At 60.6% G+C, this 12,961-nt stretch carries 12 protein-coding genes; 9 read left to right on the forward strand and 3 right to left on the reverse strand.

The window, feature by feature from the left end:
• The first annotated feature begins 114 nt into the window (after positions 1-114).
• From trxB to infA, 4 genes are all read left to right on the forward strand, one after another.
• The gene (gene trxB / locus BLP99_RS06770) at positions 115-1,074 is read left to right on the forward strand and encodes a thioredoxin-disulfide reductase (RefSeq protein ID WP_072392881.1); all 960 of its coding nucleotides are present in this window, start codon (positions 115-117) and stop codon (positions 1,072-1,074) included.
• 80 nt (positions 1,075-1,154) lie between these two features.
• Positions 1,155-1,835: a leucyl/phenylalanyl-tRNA--protein transferase gene (aat, locus tag BLP99_RS06775; RefSeq protein WP_076406811.1), complete on the forward strand. Its 681-nt coding sequence runs from the start codon at positions 1,155-1,157 to the stop codon at positions 1,833-1,835.
• A gap of 67 nt (positions 1,836-1,902) precedes the next feature.
• The gene (locus BLP99_RS06780; protein WP_072392875.1) at positions 1,903-2,610 is read left to right on the forward strand and encodes an arginyltransferase; all 708 of its coding nucleotides are present in this window, start codon (positions 1,903-1,905) and stop codon (positions 2,608-2,610) included.
• A gap of 159 nt (positions 2,611-2,769) precedes the next feature.
• Positions 2,770-2,988 (forward strand): translation initiation factor IF-1, encoded by a 219-nt coding sequence (infA, locus tag BLP99_RS06785; protein ID WP_002553999.1) that lies wholly within the window; start codon positions 2,770-2,772, stop codon positions 2,986-2,988.
• A 227-nt stretch (positions 2,989-3,215) separates the two neighbouring features.
• On the opposite strand, the gene clpA is transcribed toward infA, so the two are convergent.
• Positions 3,216-5,486 carry an ATP-dependent Clp protease ATP-binding subunit ClpA gene (gene clpA, locus BLP99_RS06790; RefSeq protein ID WP_072392872.1) on the reverse strand — a complete coding sequence of 757 codons (2,271 nt, stop codon included), beginning with the start codon at positions 5,484-5,486 and terminating at the stop codon, positions 3,216-3,218.
• A 29-nt stretch (positions 5,487-5,515) separates the two neighbouring features.
• The gene (gene clpS / locus BLP99_RS06795) at positions 5,516-5,878 is read right to left on the reverse strand and encodes an ATP-dependent Clp protease adapter ClpS (RefSeq protein ID WP_015094394.1); all 363 of its coding nucleotides are present in this window, start codon (positions 5,876-5,878) and stop codon (positions 5,516-5,518) included.
• 226 nt (positions 5,879-6,104) lie between these two features.
• Between clpS and cspD the strand changes: the two genes are divergently transcribed.
• Entirely contained in the window at positions 6,105-6,371 is a 267-nt protein-coding gene (cspD, locus tag BLP99_RS06800) for a cold shock domain-containing protein CspD (RefSeq protein WP_072392869.1), read from the forward strand.
• 70 nt (positions 6,372-6,441) lie between these two features.
• Here cspD and icd read toward each other — a convergent pair whose 3' ends face one another.
• Positions 6,442-7,698 carry an NADP-dependent isocitrate dehydrogenase gene (gene icd / locus BLP99_RS06805; RefSeq protein ID WP_024779303.1) on the reverse strand — a complete coding sequence of 419 codons (1,257 nt, stop codon included), beginning with the start codon at positions 7,696-7,698 and terminating at the stop codon, positions 6,442-6,444.
• 468 nt (positions 7,699-8,166) lie between these two features.
• Between icd and BLP99_RS06815 the strand changes: the two genes are divergently transcribed.
• The 4 genes from BLP99_RS06815 (at position 8,167) to hflD (ending at position 12,857) form a co-directional block, all read left to right on the forward strand.
• On the forward strand, positions 8,167-10,392 hold the full coding sequence (locus BLP99_RS06815; RefSeq protein WP_072392866.1) for an NADP-dependent isocitrate dehydrogenase: 2,226 nt from the start codon (positions 8,167-8,169) through the stop codon (positions 10,390-10,392).
• 214 nt (positions 10,393-10,606) lie between these two features.
• Positions 10,607-11,053, forward strand: a complete 447-nt coding sequence (locus BLP99_RS06820) for an NUDIX hydrolase (RefSeq protein WP_072392863.1) — start codon at positions 10,607-10,609, stop codon at positions 11,051-11,053.
• 59 nt (positions 11,054-11,112) lie between these two features.
• Positions 11,113-12,237, forward strand: a complete 1,125-nt coding sequence (gene mnmA / locus BLP99_RS06825; protein ID WP_072392860.1) for a tRNA 2-thiouridine(34) synthase MnmA — start codon at positions 11,113-11,115, stop codon at positions 12,235-12,237.
• Positions 12,234-12,857 carry a high frequency lysogenization protein HflD gene (gene hflD, locus BLP99_RS06830; protein ID WP_072392857.1) on the forward strand — a complete coding sequence of 208 codons (624 nt, stop codon included), beginning with the start codon at positions 12,234-12,236 and terminating at the stop codon, positions 12,855-12,857. Before mnmA ends, hflD begins: the two co-directional genes overlap by 4 nt.
• Positions 12,858-12,961: the final 104 nt, after the last annotated feature.

Here is a 12,961-nt window from a genome sequence, read left to right on the forward strand (position 1 = left end):
AGCAGCCCGGAGGCATTGCCCGCCCGCGTGGTTGGAGCATAGCCAGAAAAAGTGGCACCAGCGCCAATTTGAGCACGCATTCTCTTTTGTGACAAAGGCTTATGAGGTGTTTTTATGAACGAAGTGAAGCATTCGCGCCTGATCATTCTCGGATCTGGCCCCGCCGGCTACAGCGCTGCTGTCTATGCCGCCCGCGCCAACCTCAAACCCGTTGTCATCACCGGCCTGCAGGCCGGTGGCCAGCTCACCACCACGGTGGAAGTCGACAACTGGCCCGGCGATGTCGAAGGCCTGACCGGACCGGTGCTGATGGAGCGCATGCAACGACACGCCGAGCGCTTCGACACACAGATCGTCTACGACCATATCCACACCGCCAAGTTGCAGCAGCGTCCGTTCGAACTCATCGGCGACAGCGGCACTTATACCTGCGACGCGCTGATTATCGCCACTGGCGCCTCGGCCCAGTACCTGGGCCTGCCCTCAGAGGAAACTTTCGCCGGCAAGGGCGTTTCCGCCTGTGCCACCTGCGACGGATTCTTCTACCGCAACCAGGTGGTGGCCGTCGTCGGCGGCGGCAACACCGCCGTGGAGGAAGCCCTGTATCTGTCCAATATCGCCAGGGAGGTGCACCTGATCCACCGCCGGGACAAGCTGCGCGCGGAAAAAATACTCCAGGACAAACTCTTCGAAAAGGCCGCCAACGGCAATATCCGCCTGCACTGGAACGAGAACCTGGACGAAGTGCTGGGCGACGCCAGCGGCGTGACCGGCGCTCGCCTGCGCAACAGCCAGAGCGGCGAAACCAGCACCTTGCAACTGGCCGGCGTGTTCATCGCCATCGGCCACAAGCCCAATACCGACCTGTTCCAGGGCCAGTTGAACATGCGGGACGGCTATCTGTTGGTGCGCGGTGGCAGCGAGGGCAATGCCACCGCCACCGATATCGAAGGCGTGTTCGCAGCCGGCGACGTGGCCGACCACGTGTATCGCCAGGCCATTACCTCGGCCGGTGCCGGCTGCATGGCCGCCCTCGACGCCGAGAAGTATCTCGATGACATTCCTGCCGTTTGACGGTTAACCTTTGGGCGGGCGCCGATCCGAACAGAATGTGAACGCGCCCGCCCCCTCCCCTTCTGCAAGCCCGGACACCCATGCTGACTTGGTTACAACGCAACACCCTCGATTTTCCACCACTGGAAAAAGCCATGCGCGACCCCAACGGGCTGCTGGCCGCTGGTGGCGACCTGTCCGCCGACCGGCTGATCCAGGCCTACCGCCATGGCTGCTTCCCGTGGTTTTCCGAGGGTCAGCCAATCCTGTGGTGGTCACCCGATCCACGCACCGTTCTGTTTCCCGACGAACTGCATGTCTCGCGCAGCCTGGGCAAGCTTCTGCGCAAGCAACGCTATGAAGTGACGTTCGACAAGGACTTCGCTGCTGTAATCAAGGCCTGCGCCGAGCCCCGCGCCTATGCCGACGGGACCTGGATCACCGAGGCCATGCAAACCGCCTATCTGGAACTGCATCGACGCGGCTTCGCCCATTCGGTGGAAGTCTGGGACCAGGGCCAGCTGGTGGGCGGCCTGTACGGCCTGGCCATGGGGCAGCTGTTTTTTGGCGAGTCCATGTTCAGCCGGGCCGACAATGCCTCTAAATTCGGCTTCGCGACCCTGGTCCAGCACCTCAAGACGGCCGGTTTCGTGCTGATAGACTGCCAGATGCCTACCGAGCACCTGCACAGCCTGGGCGCCCGATCGATCCCACGCACCGCGTTCGCCAGCTATCTCAAGGCCCATCTGGACCGCCCCAACCAGGCGACCTGGGTTTGCTGAGCGACATTGGCGCTGGTGGCTTACACTTAACCAGAGTTTGTTTTCGTCTTATGCCCGAGGGTTGATCATGACCGAGTTGGCGCGTTTGAAGTTCTATGCCACTCAGCCCCACTCTTGCAGTTATCTGCCGGAGGAGCAGGCCACGACGCTGTTCCTCGACCCTAGCCAGCCCATGGACGTGCATGTCTACGCTGACCTGTCGGAAATGGGTTTCCGTCGCAGCGGCGACCACCTCTACAGGCCTCATTGCCAGCATTGCAACGCCTGTGTGCCCGCCCGCATACCCGTAGCGCGGTTCACGCCCAATCGCCAGCAGAAGCGCATCTTCAAACGCAACGCCGACATCCAGGTGCGGCCGGCCAAACCACAGTTCAGCGAAGAATATTTCGACCTGTACCAACGCTATATAGAGCAGCGCCATGCCGACGGCGACATGTACCCGCCCAGCCGCGATCAGTTCTCCACCTTCCTGGTTCGCGACCTGCCCTTCTCCCGTTTTTATGAGTTCCGCCTCGAAGGACGACTGGTGGCCATTGCCGTGACGGACCTGCTGCCCAACGGCCTTTCCGCCGTGTACACCTTCTACGAGCCCAACGAGGAGCGGCGCAGCCTGGGACGGTTTGCCATTCTCTGGCAGATCGCCGAAGCCCGGCGCCTGGGCCTGGAAGCGGTATACCTGGGCTACTGGATCAAGAACTGCAAAAAAATGAACTACAAGACCCAATATCGGCCTATCGAATTGCTGATCAACCAGCGTTGGGTGGTTCTCAACTAGAGGACGCTCTCGATGGGCTTCCCCACCGCGATAAAGAACCAACAGAGAACGCCCCCAAGAACCCCTTGGCTTGCCCCCCCTTTTTCGGGCACAATGCACGCCGCTTTTGCCTGGCGCAGTTGCACCGGGCCATTCACTGGATACCGAGGGCTTTACTGCATGTCGAAAGAAGACAGCTTCGAAATGGAAGGCACTGTCGTCGACACCCTGCCCAACACCATGTTTCGCGTGGAGTTGGAAAATGGGCACGTCGTTACCGCGCATATCTCCGGCAAGATGCGCAAGAACTACATTCGTATTCTGACCGGTGACAAAGTGCGCGTCGAGCTGACGCCCTATGACTTGAGCAAAGGGCGCATCACTTACCGCGCTCGCTAACAAGTCAATACAGGACGCCCGGCTAGATGCCGGGCGTTTTTGTTTGCCTGGGATTTGATACCCCCTTGTGGGAGCGAGCTTGCTCGCGATAGCAGAGGATCAGCTTGCATGGATGCCGGGCGTGCCGCCGCCATCGCGAGCAAGCTCGCTCCCACAGGAGGTCGGCGTATTCCTGAAGCCAGCAAAAAGGCGCCTTTCGGCGCCTTTTTGCTTGTTACGGGTGGCGATCATGCCATTTCGGCCGTGGTTTCGAAGTCGAAGGTCAGCTCGCCGTCCTTGATGTCGATGTGAACCACACCGCCATGCTCGGCCAGTTCGCCAAAGAGAATCTCCTCCGCCAGCGGACGCTTGATCTTGTCCTGGATCAGGCGAGCCATCGGCCGGGCCCCCATCGTCACATCGTAACCACCCTCCGCCAGCCAGCTGCGAGCCGCATCGGTGACTTCCAGCAGTACACGCTTGTCTTCGAGCTGCGCCTGAAGTTCGGTAAGGAACTTATCCACCACGCTCTTGATGACTTCATGACTGAGGCGACCAAACTGGATGATGGTGTCCAGGCGGTTGCGGAACTCAGGCGTGAAGCTCTTCTTGATCACTTCCATCGCATCGGACGAATGGTCCTGATGGGTGAAACCGATCGAAGCGCGAGCCGCGGTCTCGGCACCGGCGTTCGTGGTCATGATGATGATCACGTTGCGGAAATCCGCCTTGCGCCCGTTGTTGTCGGTCAGCGTACCGTGGTCCATCACCTGCAGCAGCAGGTTGAAGACTTCCGGATGCGCCTTCTCGATCTCATCGAGCAGCAACACGCAGTGAGGCTGCTTGGTAATGGCTTCGGTCAGCAAGCCACCCTGGTCGAAACCGACATACCCCGGAGGCGCACCGATCAGCCGCGAGACGGTATGACGCTCCATGTATTCGGACATGTCGAAGCGAACCAGCTCGATCCCCAGCGCCTTGGCCAGTTGCCGCGCCGCCTCGGTCTTGCCCACGCCGGTCGGCCCGGCGAACAGGAACGAACCTACCGGCTTGTCCGGCGACTTCAGCCCGGCACGGGACAGTTTGATAGCCGTGGACAGCGAATCGATGGCTGCATCCTGGCCGAACACTGTCAGCTTCAGGTCACGCTCCAGATTGCGCAGCAGTTCCTTGTCGGAACTGGTGACGTGCTTGGGCGGAATGCGCGCGATCTTCGCCACGATATCCTCGACCTGTGGCACCTCGATACGCTTGACGCGGCTCTCGGCAGGCTGCAGGCGCTGATAGGCACCGGCCTCGTCGATGACGTCGATGGCCTTGTCCGGCATGTGCCGGTCATTGATGTAGCGCGAAGCCAGTTCGGCGGCGGCGCGCAAGGCATCATCGCTGTATTCGATGCTGTGGTGCAGCTCGAAACGCCCTTTCAGGCCGCGCAGGATACCGATGGTGTCTTCCACCGAGGGTTCCGACACGTCGACCTTCTGGAAACGCCGCGCCAGGGCACGATCCTTCTCGAAGATCCCGCGGAACTCCTGGAAGGTGGTCGAGCCGATGCAGCGGATGTCGCCCGACGAGAGCAGCGGCTTGAGCAGGTTCGAAGCGTCCATGACGCCACCGGAGGCAGCCCCGGCACCGATGATGGTGTGGATCTCATCGATGAACAGGATCGCCTGGGGACGTTTTTTCAGCTCGCCCAGCAAAGCCTTGAAGCGCTTCTCGAAATCACCGCGGTACTTGGTGCCGGCCAGCAAGGCACCCAGGTCGAGGGAATAGACCACGCTGTTGGCCAGCAGGTCCGGCACCTGACTGTCGACGATGCGCTTGGCCAGGCCTTCGGCGATGGCGGTCTTGCCCACGCCCGCCTCGCCCACCAACAATGGGTTGTTCTTGCGGCGCCGGGCCAGGATCTGGGCGACGCGCTCGACTTCGGCCTCGCGCCCCACCAGCGGATCGATCCGCCCCTGGCGCGCCAGTTCGTTCAGGTTGCTGGCATAGGCATCCAGCGGATTGCCCGAGGAAGAAGACTCACCGCCCTCGTCGTCCTGCATATCCTGCTCACCTTCGGAATGATCGCCATGCCCCGGCACCTTGGAAATGCCATGGGCGATGTAGTTGACGACATCGATACGCGCAACGCTCTGCTGCTTGAGCAGGAAAACCGCCTGGCTTTCCTGCTCACTGAAGATGGCAACCAGCACGTTTGCGCCGGTGACTTCACGCTTGCCCGAGCTCTGTACATGAAAGACAGCACGCTGCAGGACACGCTGGAAGCCCAGGGTTGGCTGGGTTTCGCGATCCTCGTCGTGGACGGGGATCAAAGGCGTGGTGGAGTCGATGAACTCCTGCAGATCATGCTTGAGTTTATCGAGGTTTGCGCCGCAGGCACGCAAAACGGTGGCGGCAGCCTCGTTATCCAATAGGGCCAACAGCAGGTGCTCGACGGTCATGAATTCATGACGCTTCGAACGAGCCTCCTTGAAGGCAAGATTGAGGGTGACTTCGAGCTCGCGGTTTAACATGGCTTCACCTCATACCCAAGTGGTCGGCGTTAACCGTCCTTCTCGATTTCACAGAGTAGCGGATGCTGGCTTTCCCGGGCGTACTGGTTGACCTGCATGGCCTTTGTCTCGGCGATGTCGCGGGTAAACACTCCGCATACTGCCCGTCCCTCTGTATGAACGGCCAGCATGACCTTTGTCGCCAGCTCGCGATTAAGGTTGAAAAACACCTCGAGCACTTCGACGACGAAATCCATCGGTGTGTAGTCATCGTTGAACAAAACCACCTTGTACATCGGTGGCGCCTGTAACGCGGGCTTCGCTTCCTGGACAGCAATGCCTGCGGAATCGTCGTCGTGGAGATCCGGGCGATCCTGATTGAATGTTAGTCGAATCTGGCTGATTGCATGCATGGAAAGAAAGGTTCGTTTAGTTGGCATTTACAGTAATGGGGGCACCCGCTGGCGTTTTCAACCGCCACCGCCGGGTCACCTTGACTATCGGCAAAACGGTGTTACAACCAATAGAGCCCATCGCGGGTTAAAAAGGTCCGCGGCATTGATCCTGACAACAAGATTAGACTGCGGATGAACCGGATGATACTCCAGTGATGGAGTGCGTTGCAGAGGGATATGGTTTATGTCGGTCGTTAAGATGAGTGGCAAGGTGAAATGGTTCAACAATGCCAAAGGCTACGGATTCATTCTCGCGGCTGGCAGGGAAGAAGACCTTTTCGCGCACTACTCGGCAATCAATATGGATGGCTACAAGACCTTGAAAGCGGGGCAAGATGTTACATTTAATGTCATCCAGGGCCCCAAGGGGTTGCACGCAGTCAATATCACGCTGCAGGAAATCGAAAACGCCCCCACTCCCGCCAAAGCCAAGGTCACCGAGACCCATTGACCTGCAGTAGCTTCCGGGCACGAAAAAGCCCGGCTCGAGAGATCGAGCCGGGCTTTTTTATGACAATTTCTTACATGTGGGAAATCAGTGCATCACCGAAGCCCGAGGAGGACACCAGCTTGGCGCCCTCCATCAGGCGCTCGAAGTCATAGGTCACGGTCTTGGCCGAAATCGCACCGTTGGTACCCTTGATGATCAGGTCGGCCGCTTCGGTCCAACCCATGTGGCGCAGCATCATTTCCGCCGACAGGATCAACGAACCCGGGTTGACCTGGTCCTTGCCCGCATACTTGGGTGCGGTGCCGTGGGTGGCTTCGAACATGGCCACGGTGTCGGACAGGTTGGCCCCCGGCGCGATACCGATACCCCCCACTTCCGCCGCCAGGGCGTCGGAGAGATAGTCGCCGTTGAGGTTCAGGGTGGCGATCACGTCATATTCGGCCGGACGCAGCAGGATCTGCTGGAGCATGGCATCGGCGATGGCGTCCTTGACCACGACGTTCTTGCCAGTCTTGGGGTTCTTGAACTGCATCCAAGGGCCGCCATCGAGCAGGGTCGCGCCGAACTCCTCGGCGGCCACTTCGTAGGCCCACTCCTTGAAGGCACCTTCGGTGAACTTCATGATGTTGCCTTTGTGCACGATGGTCAGCGAATCGCGGTCGTTGTCGACCACGTATTGCAAAGCCTTGCGCGCCAGACGCTTGGTCCCCTGCTTGGACACCGGCTTGACGCCGATACCGCAGTCCTCGTCGAAACGGATCTTGGTCACGCCCATTTCTTCCTTGAGGAACTTGATCACCTTGGTGGCTTCGGCCGACCCGGCTTTCCACTCGATACCGGCATAGATGTCTTCGGAGTTCTCACGGAAAATCGTCATGTCCACGTCGCCGGGCTTCTTGACCGGGCTCGGCACGCCTTCGAACCAGCGCACCGGACGCAGGCAGACGTACAGGTCCAGCTGTTGACGCAGGGCCACGTTCAGCGAGCGGATACCGCCACCGACCGGCGTGGTCAGGGGGCCCTTGATGGAAACCACGTAGTCCTTGACCGCATCCAGGGTTTCCTGGGGCAGCCAGGTGTCCTGGTCGTAGACCTGGGTCGCTTTCTCACCGGCATAGACTTCCATCCAGGAAATCTTGCGCTTGCCGCCGTAGGCCTTCTGCACCGCGGCGTCCACGACCTTGATCATGACCGGGCTGATGTCGACGCCAATGCCGTCACCTTCAATGAAGGGGATGATCGGATTGTCAGGAACATTAAGAGAATGGTCTGCATTGACGGTAATTTTGTCACCGACGGCCGGAACCTGAATCTTTTGATACCCCATGCTGAACTCCATTGCTTGGATTGAACATCTGGCTGCGTTCGAGCGTACCCCAGTTGAATCGGCGCGCAAACCCTACCAAGACCAAAGAGATACAGTTCGCCGCGTACAACCCTGAAAACCAAGGGAAAAGCGCCAAACATGAGCATAGACGCCTTCACGTCCCTGCGACGTTTAGACCAATGGACGAGTACGAAGGTCTATGAACCATCGGCAGATCGCCAGCTACCTATGTATAATGCCGCCGCTGACCACAGGGTCACGACGGCTGACTGCTCTGCGACAGGACTTTCCGCCCGTTAAAAGCCGGTCCGTTACCGCGGCCCGACCGCTTGACGCTCGACTGATGCACCCAACATCACCGCGAAGAAACCTCGACATTCGGCTCACGGATGACTTTGAACGAACGCGCTTACCCGGCGCCCTCGAGTTTCTGCGCATGCTTTAGCAAAGAAGAGAGTTAATCCGAATATGCCCACCCGCTCGAAGATCATCTATACCTTCACCGACGAAGCCCCCGCCCTCGCCACCTATTCGCTGCTGCCGATCGTCGAAGCCTTCACCGCTTCGGCCGATATCGCTGTGGAAACCCGCGATATCTCCCTCGCAGGGCGTATCCTGGCCAGCTTCCCCGAGCAACTGGGTGACAAAGCCGTAGCCGACCACCTCGCCGAACTGGGCGAACTGGCCGTCACGCCTGAAGCCAACATCATCAAGCTGCCGAACATCAGCGCCTCGGTGCCGCAACTGCAGGCCGCGATCAAGGAATTGCAGGCCCAGGGCTACGCACTGCCGGACTACCCGGAAACCGTGACCACCGAGGCCGAGAAAGATGCTCGCGCCCGTTACGACAAGGTCAAGGGCAGCGCCGTGAACCCGGTCCTGCGCGAAGGCAACTCCGACCGCCGCGCGCCGCTGTCGGTCAAGAACTACGCTCGCAAGCACCCGCACAAGATGGGTGCCTGGACCGCCGACTCCAAGTCCCATGTGGCCCACATGAGCAACGGCGATTTCTACGGCAGCGAAAAAGCCGCCCTGATCGACGCCGCCGGCAGTGTGAAAATCGAGCTGATCGCCCAGGATGGCACCGCCACCGTCCTGAAGGAAAAGACCACCGTACAAGCCGGTGAGATCCTCGACTGCGCCGTGATGAGCAAAAAGGCCCTGCGCGACTTCATCGCCGCCGAAATCGAAGACGCCAAGCACAAAGGCGTCCTGTTGTCGGTGCACCTCAAGGCCACCATGATGAAGGTCTCCGACCCGATCATGTTCGGCCAGATCGTGGCCGAGTTCTACAAGGACGCCCTGGCCAAGCACGCCGACGTACTGGAACAGATCGGCTTCAACCTGAACAACGGCATCGGCGATCTGTACGCTCGTATCAAGGCCCTGCCGGCCGAACAGCAGGCCCAGATCGAAGCCGACATCCAGGCGGTCTACGCGGCGCGCCCATCCCTGGCAATGGTCAACTCCGACAAGGGCATCACCAACCTGCACGTGCCGAGCGACGTCATCGTCGACGCCTCGATGCCAGCCATGATCCGTGACTCCGGCAAGATGTGGGGCACCGACGGCCAGCTGCACGACACCAAGGCCGTGATCCCGGATCGTTGCTACGCCACCATCTACCAGGCAGTGATCGAAGACTGCAAGCAGCACGGCGCCTTCGACCCGACCACCATGGGCAGCGTGCCGAACGTCGGCCTGATGGCCAAGAAAGCCGAAGAGTACGGCTCCCACGACAAGACCTTCCAGATCAAGGTCGACGGCGTGGTCCGCGTCAGCGACAGCAACGGTCGCACCCTGCTGGAACAGAACGTGGAAGCCGGCGACATCTTCCGCATGTGCCAGACCAAGGACGCACCGATCCAGGACTGGGTCAAGCTGGCGGTCAACCGTGCCCGCGCCAGCAATACCCCGGCCATCTTCTGGCTGGACCCGATGCGCGCCCACGACGGCGTGGTGATCGAGAAAGTCCAGGCCTACCTGAAGGATCACGACACCGCGGGCCTGGATATCCGCATCATGTCGCCGGTCGATGCGATGAAGTTCACCCTGGCCCGCACCCGCGAAGGCAAGGACACCATTTCGGTGACCGGCAACGTACTGCGCGACTACCTCACCGACCTGTTCCCGATCATGGAGCTGGGCACCAGCGCCAAGATGCTGTCCATCGTGCCGCTGATGAATGGCGGCGGCCTGTTCGAAACCGGCGCCGGCGGTTCGGCACCCAAGCACGTTCAACAGCTGCTGGAAGAGAACTTCCTGCGCTGGGATTCCCTGGGTGAGTTCCTGGCCCTGGCCGCTTCCCTGGAACACCTGGGCGTGACCTACAACAACCCGAAAGCGCTGGTGCTGGCCAAGACTCTCGACCAGGCGACTGGCGAGTTCCTGGACCGCAACAAGTCGCCTTCGCGCAAGGTCGGCGGCATCGACAACCGCGGCAGCCATTTCTACCTGACCCTGTTCTGGGCCCAGGCACTGGCCGCCCAGGACGACGACGCAGCCCTCAAGGCCCAGTTCGCGCCCCTGGCCAAGACCCTGACCGACAACGAAGAGAAGATCGTTGCCGAGCTCAACGCCGTCCAAGGCAAGCCAGTGGACATTGGCGGCTATTACTTCGCCAATCCGGAACTGACCAGCAAGGCCATGCGCCCGAGCGCCACCTTCAACGCGGCGATCGCTGCGCTGGTGTAAGGTTGTAAGGGAACATCACAAACCCCGGCCTTGTGCCGGGGTTTGTGTTTGCGACCTCAACACATTTCCCCCTGAAGATATATTCCCTGTGGGAGCGAGCTTGCTCGCGATAGCGATATAACATTCAACATTGATATTGACTGCACCACCGCTATCGCGAGCAAGCTCCCCCCACAGTGGCCTGCATTCCAGTCCGAGAACCAGAGGAGTGTCCATGAACTGGCAACCCCACATCACCGTCGCCACCATCGTCGAAGACAATGGCCGTTTCCTGATGGTGGAAGAGTCCAAGGGTGGACGCGCGGTGCTCAACCAGCCGGCCGGCCACCTGGACCCCAACGAAACACTGATCGAAGCCGCTGTACGCGAAACCCTGGAAGAAACCGGCTGGGACGTCGAACCCACCGACGTGGTGGGCATTTACCTGTACACCGCGCCCAGCAACGGCGTGACTTACCAGCGCGTCTGTTTCGCCGCCAGGGCCTTGAACCATAACCCCGACTCTCCACTGGATGACGGCATCCTCGGCGCTAAATGGCTAAGCCGCGACGAACTGCTCGAACAGCGCGACCACTGGCGCAGCGAGCTGATCATCCGCTGCATCGACGATTACCTGGCCGGTCATCGCCACAGCCTGGCACTGATACGCCCTTCCCTTTAGCCTTGCGCGCCCGGGCCTGATAGAATCGCGTCCTTTTTCAAGACACTCATTGAATTCCTATGCGTGATCCAGCTCCTTCTGACACCACCAAGAAGCGCGTCATTGTCGGCATGTCCGGCGGCGTGGACTCTTCCGTTTCCGCTCTCCTGCTGATCGAGCAGGGCTATGAAGTGGAAGGCCTGTTCATGAAGAACTGGGAAGAAGACGACGGAACCGAATACTGCACCGCCATGGACGACCTGGCGGACGCCCAGGCCGTGTGCGACAAGATTGGCATCAAGCTGCACACTGCCAACTTCGCCGCCGAGTACTGGGACAACGTGTTCGAGCACTTCCTGGCCGAATACAAGGCCGGCCGCACGCCGAACCCCGACATCCTCTGCAACCGCGAGATCAAGTTCAAGGCGTTCCTTGACTACGCCATGATGCTGGGTGCCGACCTGATCGCCACCGGCCACTATGTGCGCCGCCGCGACATCGACGGTCGCACCGAACTGCTCAAGGGCCTGGACCCGAACAAGGACCAGAGCTATTTCCTGCACGCCGTGGGTGGCGAGCAGATCGCCAAGACCCTGTTCCCGGTAGGCGAGCTGGAGAAGCCCGAAGTCCGCGCAATCGCCGAGAAGCATGCCCTGGCGACTGCCAAGAAGAAGGACTCCACCGGTATCTGCTTCATCGGCGAGCGGCGCTTCAGCGACTTCCTCAAGCAATACCTGCCGGCCCAGCCAGGCGAGATCAAGACCACCGAAGGCGAAGTCATCGGCCGCCACCATGGCCTGATGTACCACACCATCGGCCAGCGCCAGGGCCTGGGCATCGGCGGCCTGAAGGACGCCGGTGAAGAGCCGTGGTACGTGCTGGTCAAGGACCTGGAGCACAACGAACTGATCGTCGGCCAGGGCAACGACCATCCGTGGCTGTTCTCCCGCGCCCTGCTCGCCTCGGACATCTACTGGGTCAATCCCATCGACCTGAGCGAACCTCGTCGCCTGACGGCCAAGGTGCGCTACCGCCAGAGCGACCAGCCCTGCACCCTGGAAAAAACCGCCACCGGCTATCGCGCCACCTTCGATGATCCGCAGCGGGCGGTGACTCCCGGCCAGTCCGTGGTGTTCTACGACGGTGAAGTCTGCCTGGGCGGCGGCGTGATCGAAGTTGCAGAGCCGTGGAGTAGCAAGGCATGAGTCCGATCCAGGAACAACTGACGGCATTGGGCGGGGTGTTCCTCGCCGCCGTACTGGTGGACAGGATCGCCAAGACCGGCCAGGCCAGCGAAGCCGGCCTGAGCTGCATGCTCGGCAGCCTGCTGGTTCGCGACCCCAAGGACACCCTCGAAGTCTACGGCGGCGACGACCTGAACCTGCGCGAGGGTTATCGTGCCCTGATCGGCGCCCTGGAGCGCGAGCCCAGCGCCCTGCAACGCGAGCCGTTGCGCTATGCCCTGTCGATGCTGGGCCTTGAGCGCCAGTTGGCCAAGCGCGACGACCTGTTGGAGACCATCGGCAATCGCCTGCCGCAGATCCAGTCCCAGGTCGAACACTTCGGTCCGTCCCACGAAAACGTGATCGCCGCCTGCGGTGCGCTCTACCAGGATACCCTGAGTACCTTGCGCCAGCGCATCCAGGTGCATGGCGACATGCGCAACCTGCAGCAGCCGAGCAACGCCTCGAAGATCCGTGCCCTGCTGTTGGCCGGCATTCGCTCGGCGCGGCTGTGGCGGCAGTTGGGAGGCCACCGCTGGCAGTTGGTGATCAGCCGACGCAAATTGCTTAAAGAGCTTTACCCGTTGATGCGCAACGAATAAGTCGCCTCGACCCACTTTTGTACCTTGTCACGCGTAACACGCCGGTCAGTTGGCGACGGACCGGCGATGGTTTTCATGTATGATACGCGCCCCATTTCGTTGCC

Source organism: Pseudomonas sp. NFACC32-1 (genome assembly GCF_900101215.1).
Taxonomy (GTDB): Bacteria; Pseudomonadota; Gammaproteobacteria; order Pseudomonadales; family Pseudomonadaceae; genus Aquipseudomonas.

Bases quoted from the DNA above. Each gene is read 5' to 3' on its own strand.
- clpA (WP_072392872.1), bottom strand. From the start codon at position 5,486: ATGTTAAACCGCGAGCTCGAAGTCACCCTCAATCTTGCCTTCAAGGAG.
- trxB (WP_072392881.1), top strand. From the start codon at position 115: ATGAACGAAGTGAAGCATTCGCGCCTGATCATTCTCGGATCTGGCCCC.
- cspD (WP_072392869.1), top strand. From the start codon at position 6,105: ATGTCGGTCGTTAAGATGAGTGGCAAGGTGAAATGGTTCAACAATGCC.
- mnmA (WP_072392860.1), top strand. From the start codon at position 11,113: ATGCGTGATCCAGCTCCTTCTGACACCACCAAGAAGCGCGTCATTGTC.
- BLP99_RS06815 (WP_072392866.1), top strand. From the start codon at position 8,167: ATGCCCACCCGCTCGAAGATCATCTATACCTTCACCGACGAAGCCCCC.
- hflD (WP_072392857.1), top strand. From the start codon at position 12,234: ATGAGTCCGATCCAGGAACAACTGACGGCATTGGGCGGGGTGTTCCTC.
- aat (WP_076406811.1), top strand. From the start codon at position 1,155: ATGCTGACTTGGTTACAACGCAACACCCTCGATTTTCCACCACTGGAA.
- icd (WP_024779303.1), bottom strand. From the start codon at position 7,698: ATGGGGTATCAAAAGATTCAGGTTCCGGCCGTCGGTGACAAAATTACC.
- BLP99_RS06780 (WP_072392875.1), top strand. From the start codon at position 1,903: ATGACCGAGTTGGCGCGTTTGAAGTTCTATGCCACTCAGCCCCACTCT.
- clpS (WP_015094394.1), bottom strand. From the start codon at position 5,878: ATGCATGCAATCAGCCAGATTCGACTAACATTCAATCAGGATCGCCCG.
- infA (WP_002553999.1), top strand. From the start codon at position 2,770: ATGTCGAAAGAAGACAGCTTCGAAATGGAAGGCACTGTCGTCGACACC.
- BLP99_RS06820 (WP_072392863.1), top strand. From the start codon at position 10,607: ATGAACTGGCAACCCCACATCACCGTCGCCACCATCGTCGAAGACAAT.